The organism is Halorubrum ejinorense, from assembly GCF_055389685.1.
Genome location: NZ_AP043777.1, coordinates 2,286,417 through 2,311,794, shown reverse-complemented (window position 1 = coordinate 2,311,794; position 25,378 = coordinate 2,286,417). Strand labels below are relative to the sequence as shown.

At 69.3% G+C, this 25,378-nt stretch carries 23 protein-coding genes and 1 pseudogene; 15 read left to right on the top strand and 9 right to left on the bottom strand.

Annotation, left to right across the window (positions count from 1 at the left end; genetic code table 11):
- Positions 1–3 precede the first annotated feature (3 nt).
- Complete coding sequence (locus ACZ5KW_RS12885) at positions 4–780, top strand: hypothetical protein (RefSeq protein ID WP_343781020.1); 777 nt, start codon at positions 4–6, stop codon at positions 778–780.
- Here the strand turns inward: ACZ5KW_RS12885 and ACZ5KW_RS12880 are convergent, their stop codons facing one another.
- Positions 781–1,032 carry a MarR family transcriptional regulator gene (locus ACZ5KW_RS12880; RefSeq protein ID WP_343781017.1) on the bottom strand — a complete coding sequence of 84 codons (252 nt, stop codon included), beginning with the start codon at positions 1,030–1,032 and terminating at the stop codon, positions 781–783. It abuts the gene before it with no gap.
- A 382-nt stretch (positions 1,033–1,414) separates the two neighbouring features.
- Between ACZ5KW_RS12880 and ACZ5KW_RS12875 the strand changes: the two genes are divergently transcribed.
- From ACZ5KW_RS12875 to ACZ5KW_RS12850, 6 genes are all read left to right on the top strand, one after another.
- Positions 1,415–1,675 carry a hypothetical protein gene (locus ACZ5KW_RS12875; protein ID WP_343781071.1) on the top strand — a complete coding sequence of 87 codons (261 nt, stop codon included), beginning with the start codon at positions 1,415–1,417 and terminating at the stop codon, positions 1,673–1,675.
- 87 nt (positions 1,676–1,762) lie between these two features.
- A complete protein-coding gene (locus ACZ5KW_RS12870; RefSeq protein WP_343781015.1) occupies positions 1,763–2,806 on the top strand; it encodes a tyrosine-type recombinase/integrase in 1,044 nt (347 codons plus the stop codon).
- A gap of 209 nt (positions 2,807–3,015) precedes the next feature.
- On the top strand, positions 3,016–4,206 hold the full coding sequence (locus tag ACZ5KW_RS12865; protein ID WP_343776977.1) for an amidohydrolase family protein: 1,191 nt from the start codon (positions 3,016–3,018) through the stop codon (positions 4,204–4,206).
- A gap of 92 nt (positions 4,207–4,298) precedes the next feature.
- Positions 4,299–6,881: a PD-(D/E)XK nuclease family protein gene (locus tag ACZ5KW_RS12860; protein ID WP_343776975.1), complete on the top strand. Its 2,583-nt coding sequence runs from the start codon at positions 4,299–4,301 to the stop codon at positions 6,879–6,881.
- A complete protein-coding gene (locus ACZ5KW_RS12855; protein ID WP_343776974.1) occupies positions 6,878–9,754 on the top strand; it encodes a UvrD-helicase domain-containing protein in 2,877 nt (958 codons plus the stop codon). Before ACZ5KW_RS12860 ends, ACZ5KW_RS12855 begins: the two co-directional genes overlap by 4 nt.
- Before the next feature lie 126 nt (positions 9,755–9,880).
- Positions 9,881–11,257, top strand: coding sequence for an MFS transporter (locus ACZ5KW_RS12850; RefSeq protein ID WP_343776972.1), 1,377 nt, complete (start codon positions 9,881–9,883; stop codon positions 11,255–11,257).
- Between the two features lie 34 nt (positions 11,258–11,291).
- Here the strand turns inward: ACZ5KW_RS12850 and ACZ5KW_RS12845 are convergent, their stop codons facing one another.
- Entirely contained in the window at positions 11,292–12,401 is a 1,110-nt protein-coding gene (locus ACZ5KW_RS12845; protein ID WP_343776971.1) for a radical SAM protein, read from the bottom strand.
- Positions 12,402–12,528: 127 nt separating this feature from the next.
- On the opposite strand from ACZ5KW_RS12845, the gene ACZ5KW_RS12840 reads away from it, so the two are divergent.
- Entirely contained in the window at positions 12,529–13,419 is an 891-nt protein-coding gene (locus ACZ5KW_RS12840) for a DMT family transporter (protein ID WP_343776970.1), read from the top strand.
- A 154-nt stretch (positions 13,420–13,573) separates the two neighbouring features.
- On the opposite strand, the gene ACZ5KW_RS12835 is transcribed toward ACZ5KW_RS12840, so the two are convergent.
- The gene (locus tag ACZ5KW_RS12835) at positions 13,574–13,873 is read right to left on the bottom strand and encodes a DUF2249 domain-containing protein (protein ID WP_343776969.1); all 300 of its coding nucleotides are present in this window, start codon (positions 13,871–13,873) and stop codon (positions 13,574–13,576) included.
- A gap of 101 nt (positions 13,874–13,974) precedes the next feature.
- Here ACZ5KW_RS12835 and ACZ5KW_RS12830 point away from each other — a divergent pair, with 101 nt between their 5' ends.
- Positions 13,975–14,661: a helix-turn-helix domain-containing protein gene (locus tag ACZ5KW_RS12830; RefSeq protein WP_343776968.1), complete on the top strand. Its 687-nt coding sequence runs from the start codon at positions 13,975–13,977 to the stop codon at positions 14,659–14,661.
- A gap of 213 nt (positions 14,662–14,874) precedes the next feature.
- Positions 14,875–15,780, top strand: a complete 906-nt coding sequence (locus ACZ5KW_RS12825) for a S1 family peptidase (RefSeq protein WP_343776966.1) — start codon at positions 14,875–14,877, stop codon at positions 15,778–15,780.
- 126 nt (positions 15,781–15,906) lie between these two features.
- Here the strand turns inward: ACZ5KW_RS12825 and ACZ5KW_RS12820 are convergent.
- The 4 genes and pseudogenes from ACZ5KW_RS12820 to ACZ5KW_RS12805 form a co-directional block, all read right to left on the bottom strand.
- Positions 15,907–16,239: pseudogene (locus tag ACZ5KW_RS12820) on the bottom strand (DUF2249 domain-containing protein); the annotation flags it as partial.
- 123 nt (positions 16,240–16,362) lie between these two features.
- Positions 16,363–17,076: an alpha/beta hydrolase gene (locus ACZ5KW_RS12815; RefSeq protein ID WP_343776964.1), complete on the bottom strand. Its 714-nt coding sequence runs from the start codon at positions 17,074–17,076 to the stop codon at positions 16,363–16,365.
- Positions 17,073–18,080 carry a VOC family protein gene (locus ACZ5KW_RS12810; protein WP_343776962.1) on the bottom strand — a complete coding sequence of 336 codons (1,008 nt, stop codon included), beginning with the start codon at positions 18,078–18,080 and terminating at the stop codon, positions 17,073–17,075. Before ACZ5KW_RS12810 ends, ACZ5KW_RS12815 begins: the two co-directional genes overlap by 4 nt.
- A gap of 131 nt (positions 18,081–18,211) precedes the next feature.
- Entirely contained in the window at positions 18,212–18,577 is a 366-nt protein-coding gene (locus ACZ5KW_RS12805) for a DUF5658 family protein (RefSeq protein WP_343776961.1), read from the bottom strand.
- 104 nt (positions 18,578–18,681) lie between these two features.
- On the opposite strand from ACZ5KW_RS12805, the gene ACZ5KW_RS12800 reads away from it, so the two are divergent.
- Together ACZ5KW_RS12800 and menD are read left to right on the top strand one after the other, a co-directional pair.
- Positions 18,682–19,062 carry a DUF5830 family protein gene (locus ACZ5KW_RS12800; protein WP_343776960.1) on the top strand — a complete coding sequence of 127 codons (381 nt, stop codon included), beginning with the start codon at positions 18,682–18,684 and terminating at the stop codon, positions 19,060–19,062.
- A 91-nt stretch (positions 19,063–19,153) separates the two neighbouring features.
- Positions 19,154–21,046, top strand: coding sequence for a 2-succinyl-5-enolpyruvyl-6-hydroxy-3-cyclohexene-1-carboxylic-acid synthase (menD, locus tag ACZ5KW_RS12795; protein ID WP_343776958.1), 1,893 nt, complete (start codon positions 19,154–19,156; stop codon positions 21,044–21,046).
- Between the two features lie 3 nt (positions 21,047–21,049).
- Here the strand turns inward: menD and ACZ5KW_RS12790 are convergent, their stop codons facing one another.
- Positions 21,050–21,499 carry a hypothetical protein gene (locus tag ACZ5KW_RS12790; protein WP_343776957.1) on the bottom strand — a complete coding sequence of 150 codons (450 nt, stop codon included), beginning with the start codon at positions 21,497–21,499 and terminating at the stop codon, positions 21,050–21,052.
- Between the two features lie 318 nt (positions 21,500–21,817).
- On the opposite strand from ACZ5KW_RS12790, the gene ACZ5KW_RS12785 reads away from it, so the two are divergent.
- Positions 21,818–23,377 (top strand): hypothetical protein, encoded by a 1,560-nt coding sequence (locus tag ACZ5KW_RS12785; RefSeq protein ID WP_343776955.1) that lies wholly within the window; start codon positions 21,818–21,820, stop codon positions 23,375–23,377.
- Between the two features lie 63 nt (positions 23,378–23,440).
- Here ACZ5KW_RS12785 and ACZ5KW_RS12780 read toward each other — a convergent pair whose 3' ends face one another.
- Entirely contained in the window at positions 23,441–23,809 is a 369-nt protein-coding gene (locus ACZ5KW_RS12780) for a BsuPI-related putative proteinase inhibitor (RefSeq protein ID WP_343776953.1), read from the bottom strand.
- Between the two features lie 21 nt (positions 23,810–23,830).
- Here ACZ5KW_RS12780 and ACZ5KW_RS12775 point away from each other — a divergent pair, with 21 nt between their 5' ends.
- Together ACZ5KW_RS12775 and ACZ5KW_RS12770 are read left to right on the top strand one after the other, a co-directional pair.
- Positions 23,831–24,664, top strand: coding sequence for a DUF2797 domain-containing protein (locus ACZ5KW_RS12775; RefSeq protein ID WP_343776952.1), 834 nt, complete (start codon positions 23,831–23,833; stop codon positions 24,662–24,664).
- Positions 24,665–24,704: 40 nt separating this feature from the next.
- Complete coding sequence (locus ACZ5KW_RS12770; protein ID WP_343776951.1) at positions 24,705–25,370, top strand: trimeric intracellular cation channel family protein; 666 nt, start codon at positions 24,705–24,707, stop codon at positions 25,368–25,370.
- Positions 25,371–25,378 lie beyond the last annotated feature (8 nt).

Here is a 25,378-nt window from a genome sequence, read left to right as displayed (position 1 = left end):
GGTATGAGCCCCACGGCCCAAGCCCTCGCCCGGACCTACAGTGACCGGGAATATCTAGACCCGTGGGAGAAAGTCCTCGACTACCGACGTGTTCAGGAATACACAGCCGAACACCCGAACCACGGCCGCACGCGCGTTGGCAAAGCTCTCGATCTTCCCCCGGGTCGTGTGCGCGGATGGATTAGCGATGGAATGCCCGACTCGGTCCGCGGAATCCAAACCGCGATCGATCATGGATGGCTCAATCCTGACCCCGGAGGTGAGATCGCGGCTGCGCTCGTCGAGCTGCTCGCACACGTCCTCGCCGGCGGTAGTATCAAAGCGCAGACCTACGTTCCGTCTGTGACTGTCGGTCGGCGGGTCGAAGCGGATGATCTCCGAGAAGCCTTCGACCGAGTCGGCGTCGAGACCGTCGTCCGTCGGGCCAACGAGGACGGACGCGCAACTGAGGTACTACCCGAGTCTGACGGATCGGTCCTCGGTCGGTGTCTCGTCACAATGGGTGCCCCTGCGGGCGAAAAGGTGGATCTCGATGCCTTCCCATCGGTCGCGTGGGACGTACCGGAGTCAACTCGGGCGTCTTTCGCGCGGATCTATATCGATCACCGAGCAACAGAGTTCGCAGACAAACGAACGATGGTGATCCAAGAGAATCGACCGTCGGCGTATCTGGAGGGGCTTCGGGACTTCTTTGCGGCCGTCACTGGTGGCTCAGTGACAGTCGGTGACAGAAAAGTGATCATCTCAGCGGACGCGGCTCGGGAGTTCTGTCCCGCGTAGCTATTCGAGTTCGTCGGCGTCGATCTCCCCCGAGAGATACGCGCGACCGCGCTCCGTGATCCGGTAGTACCCTGAGTCCACCGGCTCGACGAGGGAGGCGTCTTCGAGCTTACTGATTCGTCGAGAGACCCAGTTGCGGGTGTATTCGAGGTTCTTCCCGATCACGGCAGGTGTCAAGATGAGGTCGGACTCAGCGAGGAGTTCGAGGATCCGATCGTCCGTCTGATTCATCCACTCCACCCGGGGGCGCATACCATCGCCTCATACGGATTCATATAACAGATATCGGTTCGGTTCTGTACAAATATCTATCCGTGTTGGTTACTACACGATTTGATGGGTTAAAGTTAAGTTGTCAGTGTTCTTCGGAGCGTCTAACGGAAGCGCTCTCGCGGACCCGTCGCTCCCGATGGGTCCTATCGTTCGCAAAAGCGGACCCCGCTGCTGGAGACAGCGGGTCCGCGTGGGCTTCCGTATCTGAGGTACGAAAGCCATGCCAGACCACTACGCGCCGGGGTTTGAAATCCCCGGTCGACCGCGGTACCGCAACACAAGCACCCCACGCGACTACTTTCAGTTTCACTGCCCGCGTCTGGATCTTCTCTTTTTAACCCCGTCCCTTCGGTCGGAATCGATGCCTCCGAAAGAAGTTGTGCGGATCGAAGACCGGCAGGATAGGTGGCGGTACGTGTGTCCCCGCGGCCACCGTTCGTGGGAACCAACGAATCACCACTTTTGGTGCCAGAAATGCGCCGCGAGCGACGACCACGACGGCGTGTTTCAGACCCTCCGCGACCGCAAGACTGGCGCGGAGTTGGCCCGCGACCGCGTGCGGCTAGTGACGCCGGTCGGTCCCTACGACCGAGATCTCGACGGAAAGGAGGGGTCCGCGTGAGCGACGAGAGCGGACACGCCAGCCGGATCGCCGACCAGCTCGCGATGTACGACGACGGAGACGACGAGGACGAAGCGGAGGATTCCGATGAGTGACGACTTGGAACCGATTCCACCGGAGCGCGCGGTAGAGATGCACCTCGACCGGATGAAAGAGGATCGCGCGGAGTGGACTCGAACGACCCACCAGAGCGAGCTTCGGCCATTCGTCGAGTGGTGCCGCGAAGAGGGCTCGATCGACAATCTGAACGAGCTTTCCGGCCGGGACCTGTACGAATACCGGATCTGGCGTCGCGAAGGCGGGTACAGCAACAGCAAGGTCGACGAGCTCGCGAAGAAGACGCTTCACTCGAACCTCTCGACGTTGCGGTCGTTCCTCAAGTTCTGCGGGGAGATCGAAGCTGTCCCGTCGGACCTGTTCGAGAAGGTGCCGCTGGTGAAGCTCACCCGCGACGACGAGGTGAGCGACTCGTACCTTCGACCGGAGCGGGCGGCCGACATCGTTGAATACCTCTCCCGATACGAGTACGCGAGCCGCGACCACGTCGTCTGGGCGCTGATTTGGCACACCGGCGCACGTCTCGGTGCGGTTCGGGCGCTGGACCTCCGAGACCTCGACTTGGAAGGAAACAAGCCCTCGGTCGAGTTCGTTCACCGCCCGGAGACGGGAACCCCGCTCAAGAATGATACCGGAAGCGAGCGGGTAAACCGTGTCAGCCGCCGAGTCGCGCAGATCCTCCGGGACTATGTCGAGGGTCCGCGGACGGATTCCGTCGACGACCACGGCCGAACCCCGCTCGTCACCACCGACGCGGGCCGGATCGCGGCCGGGACCATCCGGAAAGCGTTCTACCGGTGGACTCGCCCGTGTTTCGTCGGCAAAGAGTGCCCGCACGACGAGGATCCGGAGTCGTGTAAGTTCGCGACGTTCCGGCACGTGAGCGGGTGTCCGTCCGCTCGGTCACCGCACGACGCCCGAAAGGCACGGGTGACGAAATACCGGAACGACGGCGTCCCGCGCGGTGTCGTCTCGGATCAACTCAACGCGAGCGAGGACGTTCTCGATAAGCACTATGACCGCGCTTCAGAGCGCGAGAAAGCAGACCGCCGCTGGCAAATTATACAACAATGAGTACCACACAAATTCAAGCCGAATACAACGGGATAACTACGGGACTCAAGTCCTGTAGCGCCCATCCGATTTACACACTCCTCGGAGCGACCGCGGTATCTTTCGCAGATCGGACGTTCGCCTCGGTAGTCGTCGTGGCCCGACGCCGATCTCCGGCCGGACGAACCGCCTCCTGAACCGTTTAGTACCGTCCCGGTGAATCCGGTACCATGTACGCGCTCGTCGGCGGGACCGTCCACACGGCAACGGAGCGGGGAACGATCGACGCGACCGTCGTCATCGACGACGGCGAGATCGTCTCCCTCGACGACGGTGAGCCGCCAGAGGAGGCGACCGTGATCGACGTCTCGGGCCACCACGTCACGCCGGGACTCGTCGACGCCCACAGCCACGCCGGCATGGCCGAGTGGGGCGAACCGGAGGACGGCGACATCAACGAGGGGACCTCGGCGGTCACGCCGCACGTCAACGCGCTCGACGGGTTCCACCCGCGCGACGAGGAGCTGAAACACGCGTTCCAGAACGGCGTGACCTCCGTCTCGGCGCGGATGGGGTCCGGCAACGTGATCGGCGGGATCATCTGCTCGATGAAGACCCACGGGCTTACGGCCGACGACATGCTGATCCGCGAAGACGGGATGAAGGCCGCGATGGGCGAGAACCCGAAGCGCTTCCACGGCGAGGAGCAGAACCGCCAGCCGTCGACGCGTCCCGGCGTCGCGGCCACCCTCCGCGAGTCGCTGATGGAGGCCGAAGACTACGTCGACCGGAGCGAACACGCCCGCAACGAGGGCGAGCCGTTCGAGCGCGACCTCGGCATGGAGAACCTCTCGCGCGTGCTCACCGAGGGGCTTCCGCTCCGCGTTCACGCCCACCGCTCCGACGACATCATGACCGTCTTCCGGATCGCCGAGGAGTTCGGGATCGAGTCGCTCTCGATCGAACACGCGACGGAGGGCCACCTGATCGCCGAGGAGTTCGCGGAGCGGGACGTGCCCGCGATCGTCGGCCCATCGCTGTACTCGGGCGCGAAGTACGAACTCCGGAACATCACCTTCGAGACGCCGGCGATCCTCCGCGAGGCCGGCGTGAAGGTCGCGATCCAGACAGACGCGCCCGTACTCCCCCAACAGCACCTCGACGTCTGCGTCGGGCTCGCGGTCCGCGAGGGCTTCCCGGCGGACGAGGCGCTGGAGGCGGTCACGCGCTATCCGGCGGAGATCCTCGGCATCGACGACAGCGTCGGCACGCTGGAGGTCGGCACGGACGCCGACGTGGCGGTCTGGGACGGCGTCTTCTACGAGAACGACAGCCGGACGCGACACGTCTTCGTCGACGGCGAGCACGTGTTCGACCGCGAGCGCGACGCGGTCGACCCCCGCGACGAGTACGACTGGTAAGCCGGCGCGTCGGCGACGGGCGTCGGTTCGCCGAATCGATCTGGCGCCGTCCCCCGCTATCTTTTAGTCGCCCGTCCGTCTCTCGCGTATTCGTGCCCATCCGCCGCGCGAACCCCGTCGACTCACTCTACGCGGACCTCGCCGAGTACGACCTCGTCGTCACCCCGGACGCCCCGCTGGCGAGGGCCATCGACCGCCGGCTCGACCGCCCGCACTTCGGGACGTTCGCGACCACGCCCCGCCTGCTCGCGGCCGGCCGGCGCGAGCGGGCCGAGGACCGCCTCGCCTTCCTCGAACTCGTCGAGGAGACGGACCACGACTGGAAGGCGATCGCGTACGCCGTCGGGAACGTCCTCCAGTGTTGGGAACACCGAGGGAGCCTCGACGCTATCCTCGAGTACGACGCCTACGTCGACGACGTGACCCGCGAGGTCGTCGAACGGCTGCGGACCCTCCCCACGACCTCGAAGCGGCTCACGGAGTACGAGATCGACGGCGATCGGTCCGTCGCCGTCGTCGGCTACGACCGACTGACGGCGCTGGAGCGCAGCGTCCTCCCGGACGCGTTCGACCGCGTCGACCTGTTCACCGACGGCGCCTTCGACCACCCGCCGTTTCAGGTGTTCGAGTCGACGACCGACATCGTCACGGCGCTCCTCGACGCGGTCTCGGAACGCAACGCCGGGCGCGTCGCCGTCGTCCTCGACGGCGGGAGCCGGTACTCCTCGCTCGCCGAGTCCGCGCTCGAAGCGGCCGACGTGCCGTTCTACGGCGGCCCGGGGTTCGCCGACGACCCGCATCACAGGGCGTTCGTCCGGCTCCTCCGACTCGGTTCCCGGGGCTCCGACGTGACCGTCGGCGAGGTGGAGCCGCTGCTCTCCCGGCTGGACGTCGACGTGCCCGTCGACGACCGAGAGAAGCGACTCGCGGCGGTCGAGAGCCCGGAACTGGCGTGGGTGCGGGCGTTCCGCGACGCGGTCGCGGACCGGACGTTCTCCGAGGCGCTCGACGCATACGAGCGCGAGACGGGCGTCGAACTGGCGCGCTTCGACGAGGAGCTACGGGCCCTCGGGATCGCCGACGAACTCGTGACCGACCAGGGGGTCGACCGACTCGCCTACTACCTCCGGACCTACGAGGTTCCGGTCGACAGGGAGAACGAGGGCGTCCTGCTCGCCGACGCGAAGTCCTCCGCGTACGTGGACCGCCCCGTCGTCTTCCACCTCGGAATGGAGGAGGGGTGGACCCACTCGGCGCCGCGGCGGCCGTGGGTCGACGCCGAGACGCAGTTCGAGCGCTACGTCGCGGACTTCCAGCGGCTGCTCCAGAGCGGCGACCGGCAGTACTACCTGGTCCGCGACACCGCCGGCGGGGAGCCGGTCACGCCCTGTCTGTACCTCGGTGACCTCCTCGACGCGGAGTTCGACCGGTTCAGCGACCTCGACTCGGTGGAACACCGCCGACGCGCGCGAGCGACGGGAACGGGCTTCGACCGCGAACCCCTCGGCGTCGACCCGGAGACCGTCGAGACCGTCAGCCAGTCCTCGCTCAACAGCTACGTCAACAGTCCGCGCGACTACTTCTTCGGGCGCCTCCTCGACAGCCCCGATCAGGAGCGGTTCGTCGAGGGGAATCTCTTCCACGACTTCGCGGAGTTCTACGTGAACCACCCCGACGCCGTCGCGGCCGCCGACACGGCGGAACTCGTCGACCTCATGCTCGATGCGGCCGCGCCGTTCGGGTCGGCCGACGACGAGACGCTCCGCCGCCGGAAGTACCGCATCGGGATGGAGCTGATCGCGTCGTACCTCGACGAGAACGGCCCGCAGTCCGACGAGTTCCTCACGCCCTCGTCGGGCCGGGGCACCAACCGCTTCGCCGAGCACTTCGACGAGCCGGTCGACTCGCCGCTGACCGAGCGCTGGTTCGAGGACTCCTCGCTCGGCGTCAAGGGGAAGATCGACCTCGTTCGGGGGCCGACCCGACTGCTCGACTACAAGAGCGGGAGCCGGAAGCGACCGTCTCGGGTCGTTGCGAGCTCGGCGGTGGACCCGCCCACGGACACGCCGAACTTCCAGGCCGCGCTGTACCTGACGTACTACCGGACCCTCCGGCCCGACGAGCAGTTGGAGTTCACCTTCTTCCACTTCCTCGAACCGATGGCCGACGTGATCGCCGGCGACGCCGACCTGGACGACGCGCTCGCGACCGTCACCTACCACCCGAGAACCTTCGACGAGTACGTCGCCTCGCGGGACGCCTACGAGGCGCTGCTCGACGGCTACACCGACTGTCGCGAGACGTTCGACGACCTCGGCTACGCGGCCTACCGCGAGGCCGTGGCGGAGCTGTCCTTCCCCGACACGAGGGAGAAGGACGAACTGCGAGCCTCCGAGTTCGCCGCGGCGTTCACGGCCGCCGTCGACGCCGGCACGTCCTCGGACGTCGACGCTGAGAAGGGGTCAGACCAGGCGATCCGGGAACTCAACGGCGTCCGCAAGCGGGCCTTCTTCCGCGAGGACTTGGACGCGTTCGAGTCCTTCGTCGACGAGCGCCTCGGGGAGCTCAACGAGCGGCGAGCCGGCGCGGAGCGCTTCCCGGTCGCGGGACGCGAGGGCGGGCCGAACTACCGACGGGTGGACCACCGAGACCTCCTCCTGGAGGGAAGCCGATGACCGATCCGACGCCGAACGAGCGGCAACGGGAGCTGATCGAGAACACCGAGGGCGCCTACCTCGTCGACGCCGGGCCGGGGACGGGCAAGACGTTCGCGATCACCCGTCGCTACGGGGCGATCGTCGACCGCGACGGCGTCGAACCGGAGGACGTGCTGCTGGCGACGTTCACGCGGAGCGCGGCGACGGAGATGAAAGAGCGGATCGTCGACCACAGCGCGTACGGACTGAGAGAGCTGGCCGACGCGCCGATCCGGACGTTCCACTCGCACTGCCACGAACTCCTCGGGGAACACGGCTACGCCGCGCCGACGCACCTCGGCATCGACGAGCGGATCACGGGCTCGACGGAGATCGTCGACGACGACCTGATCGAGGCCGAGCGGTTCCGCGAGTTCTTCGGGGCCTTCCGCGACGATCACCCCGAACACGCCGACTTCTACCGCGTGCTCTCCGAGCCGGGCGAGCTGCTCGGCCTGATCGAGGAGCTCGCGGCGAAGGGCGTGTTCCCCACGACCGACGGGTGGTACCGCGACGGCGAGGCGCACCTCGACGGCGACTTCGAGGCGTTCGAGGAGCTGTTCGACGCCGCGAACCGACCGCGGAACGACGGGCGAAAGCAGTCGCCGCTCCGCGAGGACCTGAGCCGCTTCGGCCGTGACAAGGCGTACACCCCGAACGCGCCGTCGAAGTCGGAACTCCGCGGCGGCCGCGGGACGAAGCGCCTCGACGACGGCGTGGCCCGGATGGTCTTCGACGAGGAGCGCGAGGGGCTCAAGTCGTTCGTCCACGACGTCTACGTCGAATACCTCCGGTTCGCGCTGGGCCGGAACTACCTCAACTTCAGCTTCCTCCAGCTGTTCGCGTTCGTGCTGCTCTGTGAGGACCGACGCGCCCGGGAGGCGGCGCAGTTCGAGTACGTCATGGTCGACGAGTTTCAGGACACCAGCGAGATACAGTTCAAGCTCGCGCTCCTCCTTTCCGGGACGGACAACTTCTGTGTCGTCGGCGACTGGAAACAGAGCATCTACTCGTTCCAGTACGCCGACGTGCGCAACATACTGGCGTTCGAGGAGCGACTGGAGCGGTTCACCGCCGACCTCGACCGCGAGGCCGATCGGGTCTCGTTCGACGCGGTCGATCCGACCCGGATCGAACTGCGCGAGAACTACCGGTCGACGGAGTCGGTCATCGACCTCTCCGAGCGAGCCATCGTGACGCCCGCGTCGAGCGGCGAGACGGCCGACGCCACGCTCGAGGACGTGGTCGAGCTCTCGTCGAACGCCGCCTTCGACAACACGGTCGTCGAGGGCGTCACCCACGAGGACGAACACGAGGCCGTCCTCTCGACGGTCCAAGACGTCGTCGGCAACGACGGCTACGCGGTCGAGGGCGATGACGGCGAGCCGCGGCCCCCGGAATACGGGGACGTAGCGGTGTTCACGCGGACGCGGGACTACGGTCGGGAGCTGCTCGACGTCGCCGCCGAGTACGACTTCCCGATGGCCTACGACGGCGGGATCGAACTCTTCCGGACCGACCCGGCGAAGCTCCTGCTCGCGTGGCTCCGGATCGCCGAGTCGGACGCCGACCGCGGCTGGGCCGTGGTCCTCGAACGGGCCGGCTACGCGTTCGACGAGGTGGACCACGCCTTGGAGACGGACTCGTACCCGGACGAGCCGGCCGCGTTCCGCGACGAACTCCGCGAACTGGAGTCGGTCGGTGCGCTCGCGCGTCGCGTGTTCGACCGGTACGGGTTCGCGGGCGACACCGCGGACGTGCTCTTAGACACGGTCCAGTCCGTTCACGACTCGACGACGGCGACCCGCGGCGAGCTGATCCGACACATCGAGCGCGGGATCGAGACCGGCCACACGGTCGACGCTCGCGCGGCCGCGGGCGACGACGCGGTGACCGTTCAGACGATCCACGCGGCGAAGGGGTTAGAGTATCCGATCGTCGTGCTCGCCAATATGAACGAGGGCCGGTTCCCGCCGCGGTCCCGCGGTTCGAGCGTCATCGAGTACCGGGACCCCGTCGGGCTCCGACAGCGAAAGCGCTACTCGGAGGACGGTGCCTATCCGCACGTCTACGACAGCTGGCGCCACGACGTCCGCCGTCGCTGTCTGCCGCAGGGGTACGACGAGGAGCGGCGACTGCTCTACGTCGCGGTCACCCGCGCCGAGAGCCACGTCCTGTTCGCGGCCGGCGAGGACCCGAACGCGTTCCTCGACGGACTCCCGGTCGGCGTCGAGGAGGTCGACCCCACCGTCGAGCCGTTCGACCGCGGCGAGCCGGCCGACGCGGAGCTCCCGTTCGCGGTGACGACGCCGGAGGGACCGATCGGTCACACCCCCCACTCGCTCATGGACGAGTCGGTGTTCGAGGAGGCGGGCGAACGGACGGAGGCCGAGCCCGAGACGCGGGGGATGGAATTCGGGTCGCGCGTCCACGACTTCGCCGAGGCGTACGCGCTCGACGGGGACGACGCGACGCCGTCGAACGGGGACGAGGAGCGGGTCGCCGCGTTCCTCGACTCCCTGCCCGGCGAGCTCCACGTCGAGGAGCCGATCACGCTCCCGATAGACGTGGACGGGCGGCGGGTCACCGTCTCCGGGATCGCGGACCTCGTCCACGAGACCGCGGATCGCGTCGAGGTCGTCGACTACAAGACGGACGCGACGCGACGCGCCGAGTCGGAGTACCGGAAGCAGCTCACCGTCTACTACCACGTCCTCGACGAATGGTTCGGCGAGAAGCGCGTCGAGGCGAGCCTGTTCTACACCACCGACGGGCACCGGGAGCGGATCGACCCGCTCGCGCTCGACGAGCTGCGGTCGCTCGTTCGATCCGCCGAGGCGGCGGGCGACTGACGCCGCCCCAACGGGGTGATTTTTTGCCGACGGGAACGGGACGACTCGTATGGCACCGCCCGCCGTACCGGTACCTCCAGCCCGAGTCGACGACCAGAACCGGCCGCGGACGCCGGGTGGTCGGCCGTGAGCGACGGCGACGAGGCGGACGGCGACGCGGTCGACGACCAGAGCGCCGACCCGCTCGACGCGTTCCGACGGTTCTTCGCGTTAGAGCGAGACGTGCTCGTCCTCTCGGCGGCGATGTTCGCGTTCAGCCTCGGCTTTCAGATGACGAGTCGGTTCCTCCCCGAGTACATGGTCGCGCTCGGCGCGTCCGGCTTCGTCGTCGGGCTCTTCGGCACGTTCGGGAACGTCATCTCCGCGCTGTACCCGTACCCCGGCGGCGCCGTCTCGGACCGCATCGGCTCGCGGAACGCGCTGACGCTCTTCGGACTGGTCTCGACGGCCGGCTTCGGCGTCTGGCTGGTCGCGCCTCGACTCGGCGCGCTCTCGTTCGGCGGCGTGACGGTCCCGGCGTGGGCGTGGATCTTCGTCGGCCTGATCTTAGCGCAGGCGTGGAAGTCGTTCGGCCTCGGCGCGACGTTCGCGGTGGTCAAGCAGGCGACGGACCCCTCGCGGCTGGCCGCCGGGTTCGCCAGCACGGAGACGTTCCGACGGACGGCGTTCCTGATCGGCCCCGTGCTGGCGGCCGTCCTCATCGGCCTGCGCTCGGAGTTCACGGTGAGCTTCCGGTTCGTCCTCGCGGTCGCGGTCGCGTTCGGCGCGCTCGGCACCCTCGTCCAGCACCGCCTCTACGACGCGAGCGACGACTCCTTCGGCGACTCCTTCGCGGGCCTCGACCGGATACGGGAGGACCTCCGCGAGATGCCGGCGCCGCTCCGCCCGCTGCTCGTCGGCGACACCCTCGTGCGATTCGCCAACGGGATGGTGTACGTGTTCTTCGTGCTGGTGGTCACGCAGTTCTTCCGGGTCGGCCTCGACGCCACCGTCGCGCTCGGCGGCTTCGCGTACGACGTGAGCCTCTCCCCGCAGGCCTTTTTCGGCTACCTCCTCGGCGTCGAGATGCTCGTCGCGCTGTTGATCATGGTCCCCGCCTCGAAGCTCGCGGAGCGCGTCGGGCTCAAGCCGGTCGTCGCGGTCGGCTTCGCGGTGTACGCGGTCTTTCCCGTCGTGTTGATCTACGCGCCGACGCTCGCGGGGTCGGCCCTGCCGCTGTCGGCGGTGATGGTCGCGGTGTTCGCCTTCTCGGGGCTCCGATTCGCGGGGCTGCCGTCGCACAAGGCGCTGATCGTCGGCCCGGCGGAAAGCGGCGCCGGCGGCCGCGTCACCGGGACGTACTACCTGCTCCGGAACACGATCGTGATCCCGAGCGCCGCCGTCGGCGGCTACCTGTGGGACTTCGTCAGCCCCGAGGTCGCGTTCGCCGTCGCGGCCGTCGTCGGCGTCGTCGGCACGGGCTACTTCCTCGCGTTCGGCGAGGAGTTCGAGGCGTACGCCTGAGTTCGAGTCCGGCTTCGACCCGCCGGTGCGCCGCTCAGTCCGCCGGCTCGGAACGCTCGCCGTCGTCGCCCGCGCCGCGCTGCCGCTCGGGGAGCGGCCCGTCGTACCCCTCCGGAACGTACGGGCAGAGCGGGTCGCTGCCGGTCGGGTCGCCGGTGGCGGCGTACGCCCGAGAGCGGCTCCCCCCGCAGACGTGGCGGAACTCGCACGCGCCGCACTTCCCCGCGAAACCGTCGGGGTCCCGGAGCGACTCGAAGAGGTCGGCGTTCCGGTAGACGTCGACGACGGATCGCTCGCGCACGTCGCCGGCCGACTCGGGGAGGAAGCCGGACGGGTACACCTCGCCGGTGTGGCTGACGAACGCGAACCCGCGCCCGGCGGTGACCCCGCCGCGGCGCTCTGCGGCGCCGTCGGGCGCGCCCGCCTCGGCCCGCTGGATCCCCACGCGACGATAGAAGGGCGCCTCGGTCGTCTTCACGCCGAAGCGCTCCTCGTCGGACACCTCGTGGAGCCACGCCATCGCGGCCTCGGCGCGCTCGGGCGAGATAGGGTCGAGGACGCGGCCGCGACCGACCGGGACGAGGAAGAAGACGCTCCAGAGGACCGCGCCGAGATCGCGGACGCGGTCGCGGATCGCGGGGAGGTCCTCGACCGTGTCCGCGCAGACCGTGGTGTTGATCTGGAGCGGGACGCCGGCGTCGCGGGCGGCTCGGGCGGCCGCGACCGTGTCGGCGTAGCTCTCCTCGCCGCGGAACGCGTCGTGGCGTTCGCGGGTCGAGCCGTCGAGGCTGAGCGCCAGTCGCGCGACCCCGGCGTCGGCGAGGTCGCGGACGCGCTCGGGCGTGAGCGACCGCGTGCCGCTCGGCGTGATCGTCATCCGGAGCCCGAGGTCGTCGCCGTGCGCGACCAGCTCCGTGAGGTCGTCGCGCGCGAGCGGGTCGCCGCCGGAGAGGACGACGAGCTGCCCGTCGCCGAACGCGGCGGCGTCCCTCAACAGTCGCTTCCCCTCCGCGGTCGTCAGTTCGTCCGGGTGTCGCTGCGGCCGGGCGTCGGCCCGGCAGTGCCGACACGCGAGCCCGCAGGCCTGCGTGACCTCCCAGACGAGGACCAGCGGCCGCCGGTCCGTGTCGAGGTCGTCGAACATCGGTCGCACGTGGATACGATCCCGATCCGTTTGGGGCCGTCCCCGAACGTGTTCCCCCGAAACAGCGGTGAGCGATCGCCGGGGCGGTTCGACGGGTACTTCGCCGTCGGCGGCGACCTCCCCGTGAATGAGTCGCTACCGGACGGCCGGCCGCTTCTTGTTGCTGTGTGCGGTCTGGGGAACGGCGTTCATGGCGACGGACGTGGGCCTCGCAGACCTCCCCGCGGTACCGTTCGCGGCCGTGCGCTTCGACGTCGCCGCCGTGCTGCTGTTCGCCGCCGTCCTCGGCTCCGGTGTGGAGCTCCGCCCTCGGACTCGCGACGACTACGTCTACGTGCTCGTCGGCGGCGCCCTCATCATCGGCGCCCATCACGCGTTCCTGTTCGCCGGGCAGCGGTACGTCACCGGCGGCGTCGCGGCCGTTCTGTTGGGCCTCGTCCCCGTGGTGACGCCGGCGCTCACGCGGCTCGTTTCCACCGACGAGGAGTTCACCGCCGCCACCGCGCTCGGCGTCGCGCTCGGGTTCGTCGGCGTCGTCGTCATCGCCGACCCCGACCCCGCGAACCTCGCGGACAGCATCCTCGGCGTCGCGCTCGTGCTCGCGTCCGCCCTCGCGTTCGCCGTCGCCGCGGTCGTGACCCACAGTCGATCGCCGTCGATGCCGTTCCTCTCCACGCAGGCGTGGATGATGGCCGTCGGCGCGGCGGTCCTCCACGCCGCCGTGCTCGCGCTGCCCGGTCAGTCGTTCGCGACCGCCACGTGGACCCCGTCCGCGCTCGGCGCCGTCGCGTACCTCTCCGCGGTCGCCGGCGTCGGCGGCTTCCTGCTGTACTTCACGTTGTTAGACGATCTCGGCCCCATCGAGATGAGCTTCATCGAGTACGTGATCCCCGTGTTCGCGGCGCTGGCGGGCTGGCTCGTGCTCGGACAGGAAGTGACGCCCGCGACCGTCGTCGGGTTCGCGTTCATCCTGGCGGGGTTCGTCGCCGCGAAGTGGCGGGCGCTGCGCCGGACGTAGCCGGGCGCGGTGGACCCGCCGGTTCTCACCCGGTCCCGAGCGTGACACCGGGGGAACTGCGTTGGTACTGGCTGATTCAACACGCCGAGTGGCTACGTCGCGGTCGCGTCGCCGGCGGTCGCGTCGCCGTCGTCGGCCCGCTCGCCGCGCCGGCTTACCCGCGGCCCGCCGGCCGGATCGCCGTGACGACGGCGTCGGTCTCGTCGGTCTCGACCGCGGCGTACGCGAACCCGCGGTCGTCGAGTCGCGGGAAGGGGAACTGCGGAGTCCGGTCGTTGTACCGGATCAACACGTCGTCGTCGCCGAGCGTCTCGACGCGTTCGAGCGTCTCACGTAGCAGCTTCGGCGGCCCCAGTTCGCGCACGTTGAGGGATACCGTTCCCCACGGGTCTGCGCGCCGGTCCGTTCGGTCACCGCCCGTTCGACCGCCGGGATCGTCGGGTTCGGAGCGCATACGCGACGGTACGGACCCCGTCCCCGCACCGTTTGTGACGAACATGTTCCGGCGAGCGCGGAGCCGAAGGGACTTTTCACCGCGGCGCCGAACCCACGCGCATGGCACAGGCACGCCTCAGCGTGACCGTTCCGGAGGGGCCGTGGGTCGGCGACGTCTCCCGGGCGTTCCCGGACGCGCGGTTTCAGGTACTCACCGCGACGCCCGACGACGGCGCCGGGTTCGCCCTGGTCCGGACCTCCGCCGACGACCTCGACCCGATACTCGACGCGGTCGAGGACCACGACGTGGTCACCCACTGCTCGGTGATGGCCGAAGACGACGGCATGGTCACCGTACAGGTCGAGGCGCTCGTCCCGCTCCTCCAGACGGTGGCGCGCCGCGCCGGCGTCCCCATCGAGATGCCGGTCGAGATACGGGACGGCGTCGCGCGCATCGACATTACCGGCGACCACGAGCGCGTCGCGAAGTTCGGCGACGCGCTCCGCGACGTGGGCGCCGACTTCGAGGTCGAGTACGTCCAACAGCGGGTGAACCCGGGCGGATCGCTCACCGACCGCCAGCGCGAGGTCCTCTTCGAGGCCGTCGACCGCGGCTACTACGACGTGCCCCGGGAGTGTACGCTCACCGAGGTGGCCGACCACGTCGGCATCGCCAAGTCGACCTGTAGCGAGGTGCTCCAGCGCGTCGAGCGCACCGTCGTCCGCGAGTTCGTCGACGACCTCCCGCGGCGGCCGGTCGGCTTCGAGTCGCCGGACGACGCCGAGGGCGTCGAGCGGATCGAGTAAGCGCCTCGTTCGCGGGTGCGATCGCCCGGCCTCGTCGATATCCACGGAACCGACGTCGTCCGTCCCCCTGAGCAGGCGATCCACGAGCGCAGATCGGTCGGTATCGCGGTCTCGTTCAGCCGTCGTTCCGTCTCATAACCCGTTAGACAGATCCGACACCTACGATACTCGCGTCACACGAATCCATTTACATATGCGAACGAAACGGAACGCATGGATTCAGTCTCTCGACGTCGACTCCTCGAACTCGCGTCGACCGGAACGGTCGTCGGAGCGGCGGGATGTTCGGACGACTCGAACGGTTCGAGAGCGTCGACGTCGCCTCCGTCCAACTCCTCCGAAGCGACGAAGGCGGAGCTACGAAACCGCATCTCGGAGTTACGGGGCGAGATAAGCGCTCTTCAGGAGGAACTGTCGACGAAAGACGAGCGGATCGAAGCACTCGAAGGGAGGTCCGGGGAGCATCAGTACAGCGAGGAGGTCAGACAGGCCGCGACTGCTGCCGGTCGAACGCTCAGGGAGGCTGTCGTCGCGTTCGAGTTCGAGTACGCCGGGAACTACGGATCGGGCGGAACGGGCTGGTTCATCGATCAGAACCACGTCATTACGAACGCGCACGTCGTCCGTGACGCGGTAAACGGCGACACTGAGTCGGCGACCGGATACCTCCTCGACGGCACGGAGTTCGACTTCTCGGTCACTGACGTCGCCGAGGACGACGACGTGGCGCTGGTCGAGACCGAGACGGCGGCCCCGTACGTCCCGCCGCGAGGAACGGCGTCCTCGCTGACTGCCGGCCAACCGCTCGTCCAGGTCGGACACCCTTCGTTCATCGGTAATTGGGTCATCGGTCTCGGCGAGTACGCGAAGGACGGATACGGTGATTCCTTCAACACGGAGATGCCCTCGACGACCGGGAACAGCGGCTCTCCGGTCATCACGCTCGACGGGACTGTCGTCGGACTCACGTACGCCGGGACCCCTCGCGAGGAAAGCAGCGGACCGCCGACACCGAGTGAAGAGGGGGCGCTCGAAGAGTACCCGTATCAGACGTCACAGTACGGACTACACGTGACTATCGACGCCGTCGAGGAGTACTACGAGCGCTGGACGAAGTAGCGCCCCGAGCGAATTCGATCGCCCCAGTGACCCCGGAGAGCGGTCGGCCGGCCCCGCTCAGAGCCGCCGCCGGACCAACCGCGCGGCGATCGCGACGGGGACGACACACCATGCGGCGAGCGCGAGCGACAGCGAGAGCCGGACCGTCTTCGGTTCGCGGCCGGGGAACGCACGGGCGTGGGGCTCGCCGTCGAGGTCGGCGAGGCTGACAGCCTCCGGATCGGCTCCGGTCGCCGCCTTCGGCAGTTCGGCGACGAACCGCTCCGGCCCTTCGCGCCCGACCGCGTACGCCTCGTCGTCGAACGCGGGGACCTCCGCCGACAGCTCGTAGTACAGCGGCTTCGGGTCGTGGTCGTTGACTATCGTGAGCGACTCGCCCGGCTCCAGCGCCGCGAACGCGTCGTGGATCCGGTCGTGTCGCTCGTTCGGCGGTATGGATCTGACGTCGAGTTCGGATATCGGCGTCTCACCGTCGACGACGCTCCCGCATGTCCTCCGGCGCGAACCCGTTCGGAACTCGGCCGTGTGGCGGCGGGCCGGGGAGTCGCGCGAGCCCCCAGGACACCCGAGCCCGGCCGCGAGTCAGTCGTCGTCGAGGAGGTCGCCGATGCGCTCGCCGATCCGTTCCATCGTCGCGTCGGAGAGCCCGTGGCCGTCGCCCGGGTCGATCCGGCACTCGACCGCGGCGCCGGCGCGCTCGAAGACGCGCCCGGTCGCCCGGACTCGGTCGGCGGGCACGTACGGGTCGTCCTCGCTGCTGTCGAGCGCGACCGGCGTCCCGTGGAGGGGGCCGGGCGGTTCCTCGTCGCTGCGACCTCCTTCGCCCGATTCCGCCGCCGCGTCCACCTCGCGCGAATCGAGTTCCTCCCCCGGCAGCGCGGCCGAGACGACGAACGCGCCGCCGAACCGACGGGGGCGACGCCGGAGGTACTCCGCGACGACCGACCCGCCCTGCGAGACGCCGACGAGGACGACGCGCTCGGGCGGGACGCCGGCGTCGCGAGCGACCTCGACCGCGCTGGCGACGCAGTCGACCGCCGAGGCCAGCGCGGGTTCGTTGGCCGCTATCGCAGCGTCGTGCGGGGCCGGGAACCACGTCGACCGGACCGCGCCGGGCGCGAGGAGGGTCGCCCCCGAGCGGTAGAACTCGTCGGCGAGGCGGACGAGCCCCTCGGGCGTCCCGCCTCGACCGTGGACCAACACGACCGCGACTTCCGCGGCCGCGACCGGCGCGCCGCCGGTCACGAGCGTCGCCTCCGCGTGCGGGCCGGAGACCCCGGGAAGTCGGCGAGTCATCGCTGCGAGTCGGCGGCGTCTCCCTCGCTCGCCTCGGTGGCACCCGGTCCGTCGAACGCGGGGAGCTGCGACTCGATCAGCTCGCGGTCCGGCTCGAACCGCGGCGGGAGGTAGAGGTCCGCGGCGTGACCCGTCGCGTCGGGGTCCGCGAGCCCCGGTCCCGCCGGCCCGTCGGGGGTCGGCGCCTCGGTCGCGAGTTCGACGAGGAGCCCGCCGGGACCGCGGACGTACAGCGAGTGGTAGAAGTGGCGGTCCTTCACGCGCGACACGTCGTACCCGCGGTCGCGGAACAGGTCGTGCCACTCCAGTAGGGCCTCGCGGTCGGCGACGCGGACCGCGGCGTGGTGGAGCGTCCCCGGCCCCTCCCGGAGGTACGCCGCGTCGCGGTCGAGGAGGTCGACGACCGTCGCGCGGTCGCCCGGCGCACGGTACCGAATCCGGTCGGCCGACTCCGCCTCGTACTCGAAGCCGAGGGTCTCCAGCACGCTTGCGGTCCCGTACGGGTCGGCGGGGAGCGCGGTCACCCCGTGAAGCCCCCGGATCGCGTTCGCCGCCGAGACGGGACCGTCGGTCCACGGATCGGCGCCGGCCTCCCCGCCGGGGGTCGCGACCAGTTCGATCCGGGTACCGGAGGGGTCCGCCAGGGACAGGCCGCGGTCGCCGAAGCGCGCGTCCGCGTCGAGCGGGTCGGCCTCGACGTCGCGGTCGGCGAGCCGGTCGCGCCAGTATCCGAGCGAGTCCGGCGGCACCGCGAACGCGACCGCCTCGTACCCGGGTTTCCCGGGCCTCCCGGGGTCTGCGTTCGGGTCCGGAAAGACGGTGACCACGGAGCCCGGCGAGCCGGTCGCGTCACCGAAGTAGAGGTGGTACTGGAGCCGCTCCTCGTAGTTCACCGTCCGGCGGAGCAACCGGAGCCCGAGCGTCTCGCCGTAGAAGTCGGCGTTGGCCGTCGGCTCGCCGACGATCCCCGTGACGTGATGGAGGCCGGGGGTGTCAGAGATCATGCCGATCCGTTCGCCGCGCGCGGGAAAGTCGGTGTCGGTAGTGGGGTTTCCGCCGGGTACTCGGTCGCTGGACGCCGGTCCGAGGATCGGCCGCGCGCGAGCGTTGCCGTCGGCTGAGAGCGTCTCCGGCTTCAGGAGAGCCACAGCAGTCGCACGTTGCTCGCGGTGAGGTACGTCCCGGTCGCCGTGAGCAGCACCGGCGGGAAGTAGTACAACAGTTTGTCGCCCTCGCGCGCTCCCTCGACGCTGATCCAGAGCATGATCAGGTAGACGACGAACTTCAGCGCCACGAGCCCCGCGAACCCGAACGAGTCGAGCGCGAAGGCGACCACGGGGTTCGCCTCGGTTATCGCCGGGACGTACCGGAGGAAGGCGATAGTCGAGACGATGTCGCCGACGCCGTACGTCGCGGTCGCCGCGATCCACAGCCAGTAGAACTCGTTCGGGCGCCGGCGGTACGCGGGGCGGCGCCGGGACCGGTCGCGGGATCGAACCACGGATCGAACTGTCGACAGACGAAGGTGAATCTGCCGGTTCTCGCGGTTCCGGCGCCGGACCGGCATCCCGCCGACTTAAGACGACCCGCGCCGTTTCGCCGGCCGTGACGGAGCCGTCGACCCGCGAGGAGAAGCTGGAGCTCGGCGTCGAGCTGCTCGCGCACCTCGAACGCGAGGAGCTCGACCTCGCCGACGCGGTCGACCGGATCGAGACGATCACGACGAGCCCCGCGCTCACCCGGGACATCCTCGACGCCGCCGAGAAGCGCGGCGTCGTCGACCGCGAGGGCGCTCTGCTTCGGATCCGCCGCGGTGGGACCTACGTCGAGTACGAGAGTCAGGTCGCCGTTCGCGAGGGCGAGTTCACCTGCCGGCGGTGCGGCGCGAGCGTCACGACCGGGCACTTCGTGAAACTGGACGCGGGCGAGCTCGGTCCGTTCGGCTCCTCGTGCGTACGGAAGGTGACAGGGCGGGAGTCCGAGTAGCGAGGGGTCGGTGCGCCGCTCGGTCGTCGCCGGGACCGCCCCGTCGACCGAACCCGCCGGAGTATTTACCTCGGAGGTCGAACGGCGGGTAATGACCGCGCCGAACCGGAACGTCCTGTGGGCGAACGCGCTCGTCGACGAGCTCGTCGCCGCGGGCGTCGACGCCGTCGTCGCCTCGCCCGGCAGTCGCTCGACGCCGCTGACCGTCGCCGCCGCGAGCCACGAGGAGATCCGCGTTTACTCGCAGCTCGACGAGCGCTCCGCGGCGTACTTCGCGCTCGGTCGGGCCCGCAGGACCGGCCGCGTGACGCCGCTGATCTGTACCTCCGGCACCGCCGCCGCCAACTACCACCCGGCCGTGATGGAGGCGAGCAACGCCCGCGTCCCCCTGTTGGCGCTCACCGCCGACCGACCGCCCGAACTGCGCGACTCCGGCGCGAACCAGACCGCGGACCAGGAGAAGCTGTACGGCGACGCCGTCAGGTTCTACAAGGACCTCCCCGAGCCGGCCGCCGAGGACCGGGCGCTCCGGTCGCTGCGCACCACCGTCGCCCGCGCCGTCGCGACCGCGGAGGGCGCCGACCAGGGACCGGTCCACCTCAACGTCCCGTTCGCGAAGCCCCTGGAGCCGACACCGGTTCCGGGCGACGTGCCCGACGACCTCCCGGAACTGGCCGAATACGGACGCGACGGCCCCTACGTCGACGTGACTCCCGGGGCCCCCGAACCGGGCGACGACGAGGTGCGAGCGCTCGCGACCGCCCTCGGCGAGGCGGAGCGCGGCCTGATCGTCGCCGGCCCCGCCGACCCGCCGGGCATCGACCCCGAGTCGGTCACGGCGCTCGCGCACGCGACCGGGTTCCCCGTGCTGGCCGACCCGCTCTCGGGGCTCCGGTACGGCGGCCACACGCGCGTCGCGCCCGTCGTCGGCGCCTACGACGCGTACCTCTCCGCCGACCTCGCGGGCGACGGCGAGGGGTCGGAAGACTGGCGTGACCCCGACGCGGTCCTCCGGCTCGGCGCCTCGCCGACCTCGAAGCGGCTCCGGAAGTACCTCGCCGAGACGGGCGCCGACCAGTACCAGGTCGACCCCGCGGGACGGTGGCGCGAGGCCGAGTTCGCCGCGACCGACCTCGTCGTCGCCGAGCCGAGTCGGCTCTGCGCACGGCTCTCCCGGCACGTCCGCGGCGGCAGCGGCGACCCCGGCTGGCGCGAACAGTGGGAGGAAGCGGACCGGACCGCGGCGGCCGTTCACGCCCGTGACGCCGACGTGGAGGGCGACGGGAATGGCGACGCGGAGTCGACCGCGGCCGACGCCGGGTTTCACGAGGGCGACGCCCTGCGTGCGGTCGCGGACGCGCTCCCCGACCCGGCGACGCTCTTCGTCTCCAACTCGATGCCCGTCCGCGACCTCGACCGGTTCGTCGGGCCGACGACCGCGAACGTCACCGCGCTCGGCAACCGGGGCGTCTCAGGCATCGACGGGATCGTCTCCAGCGCGCTCGGCGCGGGCGTCGGGACGACCGACGATCTCACGCTCGTCCTCGGCGACCTCGCCTTGTACCACGACGCCAACGGCCTGCTCGCTATCGACCGCTGCGATGCGGACGCGACGGTCGTGACGATCAACAACGACGGCGGCGGCATCTTTCACAAACTACCGATCGAGGCGTTCGATCCGCCGTTCACCGACTCGTTCAAGACCCCGCACGGGCTGGCGTTCGAGCCGCTCTCCGAGTTCCACGGGCTGGAGTACGCCCGGATCGACGCGCGTCCCGAGGCGCTCGCGGAGCGCGGTGAAACGCCGGCGGAGCGCGCCGACGCGGTCGCCGCGGACGTGACCGCCGCGGTCTCCCGCGCTCACGAGGCGGCGGGGTCGCACCTGATCGAGGTCGAGACGGCGGCCGAGGCCAGCCATCGGACGCGGGAGCGGCTGGCGGCCGCGGTCGAGCGCGCGGTCCACGGCGACGAGCCGGCCGAGTAGGACTCAGGCGGCCATCGGATTCGGCTCGTCGCGGCGCCCCTCGCCGATCGAGACCCCCGCGTACGCGACGACGGCGAATTGGATCCCGACGCCGAGGCTCGCGCCGAGCGAGAAGACGGCGGTGAGGACCGCTCCGCTGCTCGGGGCGAGATACCAGAGGACGGCGGCCGAACCGACGAGGAACGCGACCGTCGCGCTCGCGCCCGTCGCCAGCGCGGTCGACGTCGGGGAGACGTCCGCGTCTCGCAGGCCGGACCCGAGTGCGACGCCGAAGACCAGGCCGTATATCAGTACGAAAGCCACGAACTGAGCGCTCATGAGGTACATCGTGAACCGCTCGGACGGCGGAAGCGACACGGGTGATTGGAGGAGGAGGGCCGAGAACCGTCTGATTCCGCTGACCGCGAGCGCAACGACCGCGGCGACGATCGGTGGGAGGGCTGCCGTACGCATGACTGAAGGCCGGACCGCGCGGCACTTATAGATTCATCACTCCAGGGAAACGACCGCCTCCGAGCGCACGTCGCGGTCCGTCGTGGTCTCTCGCCGCCGACTCGATAGGTACCGGCGGCTCCGTTGAAAGCTTCAACAACTGATAGAAACGGCGTGCTGAATACGGACGCGTATCTCGCAGAGAGCTGGTTCAGACCGAACTCCGTTCGTTGTCGATCTCGGGCACAGGCAATGGATCTGGAACAGGAAGCGCGTGCACAAATTTGATGACTATTTATAATCTAATTTATATGTTTAAAGCACGTTCGTAGTTCAGATATGGATAGCAACTCGAACGAGACGAGAAGCCGTACCGAGCGGAGCCCCTCCGGGTGGGGAATCACGAGGCGAACGATGCTCGCTGCCGGCGGAGCGGCCGTACTCGGTGGGCTCGCGGGATGTTCCGCCGTCGACGGACTCATCGACCGCGGTGCCCAGCAGCTGGTCGGGACGACGGCCTCCGCCCCGGCGGCGTTCTACCCCGGGCAAGCGCCGCCGAACCAGGGCCCTGACAGCGACGGTGACGGGCTGGCGTTCTCTCTCGCTGGTACTACCGAGGTTCGGGCGGTGCCGGCAACGGTCCGGGCTGATTCTCGTGAGATCGACCTTGAGGGCTGGTCGACGAGCGCGCAACAGAAGGCGAGGGGACCGGGATACCGCCGCAAGGCCCTCGCGGGCAGACCACCACGGAATAGGCCACGGACGCAGAGTGCCGACGACGATACGGACACTGAGACCGCGGATGACGACGCTCTCAGGGAGTACCTGGAGAACGAGCCGACTATCGGAGAGCGGTTCGTCGTCTGTCTGCCCGACGCGAAGCTGCCGGGTGACCGTGGCTCGCTGGCCGAGCAACTCACGCTGGATCGGGTGCTCGCGTACTTCGCCCCCTCACGCGAACCGGACGGTGTCCGCGCACCGTTCCACGACCAGTACGGGAGCCAGGGAATCGAGTACGACGACGACGGGTGTATCCGGACCGTCGGCTCCGTGTCGCTCCACGAGGACCTCGCCTGTCAGAACATTCTCTCGGCGGAACTGGACACCTACCGCACCGCAGGCCGGGGCATCGTCGGCCACGGAATGGAGGGGGCCGCTGTCGTCAGTGGTGCGCCGATATCGGCTGGCACCATCGGAACACGCGTCTTCCTCACGACCGACGGCACCGGCGAAATCATCCTCGGCGAGGACAGAGATATGGTGATGCCGGGCGACAACGTCGAATACGACAACGGCGGATCAGGCTCGCAGACGCTGGTCTGTCCCGTGGCCGTGACGCCGGTGGATGCACCGACGGCGTTGCCCGGGCTGTTCTACGTCCGGCGGGTCATCCACGACGATCAAATCATCTTGGCCGGCGGGTGGATACTCGACGAGGGCGCACTCTTCGAGGAGTCGGTGACGCTCCTGTTCGACGAGGGTCTGACCGAGGTCGCGAGCGTCACCCCGGATGATATCGAGAGCGACGAGTACGGGGACCGTATCGTCGAGCAGTTCGTCCGCGACCGGAGCCGATTGGGCTCGTTGGTCGGTACCACTCTGGCAGAGAGCACCGAGATGAATAACGCAGAACTGATCGAGCAGATGGCATCGCAAGCATTCCAGACCGACGAGGGGCGGAAAGGACTCAACGCCGTGAACGTGAAAGTCCTCGGTGAACGGGGGGACGACGACGATGACGACGACGGCAGCGATGAGATCTGGCTGAGCGCGACGGCGCTGGACGCTCCGCTCGTCCATCTGGCCGGGGCCCAAGAACTATCGGAGGAAGAAAAGTTCGAAGCGGCGGGCAGTGGCGAGGAAGTCGATATCTTGGGCATGGGAGCCGAAAAGTTATGAATTTCGGATGGCACGTTGGGAGTCAGTTCCATTCCGATACTATGCTGTATATATGCTCTGTATTCAGCACGACTGTAAAAAAATGTCATCCTCTATATACTTTGACAAGGCCGTCTCGGCGGGCGGGTGGCGCCACGTCCGCTCGTAGGCGACCGACTCGCCGGGGGCGATGGTCTCGCTGCCGAGCGCCTGCGTGAACGTCCGGGCCGCGCCGTACCGCCAGATCGGGTCGGCGGAGTCGCCGCCAGTCGGACTAGCTCCCCTCTCTCGTCGTCGAGCGCGCCCGGCGGATACGCGGTGAACTCCGCGCGCTGGCCGGTCTGAAATTCGAGCGTGGCCGGCTCCGACCCGTCGGTTTCGATCCCCAGCGAGAGCGCCACCCCGTCGTCGGTCTCCGTCGCCGCCGAGCGCCGCGACGACGGCTATAAGCATCGGCTGCCCGTACCTCGGGGCGTGCAGGTCGTCGGCTACGAGACGGACGGCGCGAGCGACTCCCCGGAGACGGAGAGCGGCTCGGCCGCGGACGACGCTCCGACCGCGGCGACCGACGGGCCGGTTGGAGGCGGGCTCTACGTCGCCGACGGCGGGAGCGTCGACTACGTCGACGCGAGTCCGGGGACCGAGCTGTCCTTCGGGCTCGGGGAGCGCCGCTGTGCCGGGACGGTTCACGAGGGAGACCACGTCGCCTGCGACGCCGGCGACGCGCCGTACTGCGACGACCACAGTCACGTCTGGGTGTGCGCCCGGTGTACCGGGACGTGCCTGAAAGACGAGATGGACTGCCACGAGACCCACGCGATGTACCTCGCCGCGTTCGCGCCGGACGTGCTGAAGGTCGGCGTCACCCGCGAGTGGCGGCTCGGCACCCGCCTCCGCGAGCAGGGGGCCGACCGCGCGGCGCATATTCGGACGTTCGAGAACGGTCGGATCGCCCGCGAAGTGGAGTCCGAGCTGGCGGCCGGCGACGACCTCGTCGACCGCGTGCGCGTCCCGACGAAGCTCGACGGGTTCGGTCGCTCGGTCGACGGCGACGCGTGGGAGGCGCTTCTCGCGCGGTTCGATCCGATAGAGCGGTTCTCGTTCGATTACGGGCTCGGCCTCGACGAGCGACCGGTCGCCGAGACGATGGCCGCCGGGACCGTCCGCGGCTGGAAGGGGCGAGTCCTGGTGCTCGACCGCGGCGGTTCGACGTACGCGGTCGACGCCCGCGACCTCGTCGGCTACGAACTGACCGACGCCGTGCCGGAGCGGGAGCTCCAGTCGAGCCTCGGCGCGTTCGGCGGGTGAGCCGGAGCGCTCAAAACGGCCGAGCGCCTACGATCGAGCAGTGACACAGGGCGTCCTGACGACCCTCTTCGGCGATCCGTTCGCCGTCATGAACACGGTCGGACTCGTCGCGTTCGCGCTGGTCGGCGCGAGCAAGGCCGTCCGCGAGGAGTTCGACCTGTTCGGCGTCGCGGTCGTCGGGCTGGCGATGGCGTTCGCGGGCGGCGTCACGCGCGACCTCCTCGTCGCTCGCGTGCCGCTGGCGCTGCGCTCGCCGGTCGAGATCTTCTTGGGGTTCGTCGGGGTCACGCTCGCCGTGGGACTGAGCGCGCGGCTCGCCTCGCCGGACGAACACCCGATCACGGTCGCCGCCGACGCCGTCGGGCTCGCGGCGTTCGCCACCACCGGCGCCATCGTCGCGACCGGCGCGGGGGTGTCCGCCTTCGGCGTGGTTGCGGTCGCGACGATCAACGCGGTCGGCGGCGGCGCGCTGGCGGACATTCTGCTCGACCGACCGCCGTTCATCCTCTTCGAGGACTTCTACGCGAGCTGCGCGGTGGCGGGCGGCGTCGCCTACTGGCTGGCCGGGGCGCTCGGCGCGCCCTCCGGTCTCGCGGCCGCGACGTGCGCGGCGGTGACCGTCGGCGTCCGGCTCCTCGCCGTCGCGTACGGGTGGCGACTCCCGACCGCGGCGGAGCTCGACGAGCGGATCAGCGGCCGGTCGTAGACGTTCGA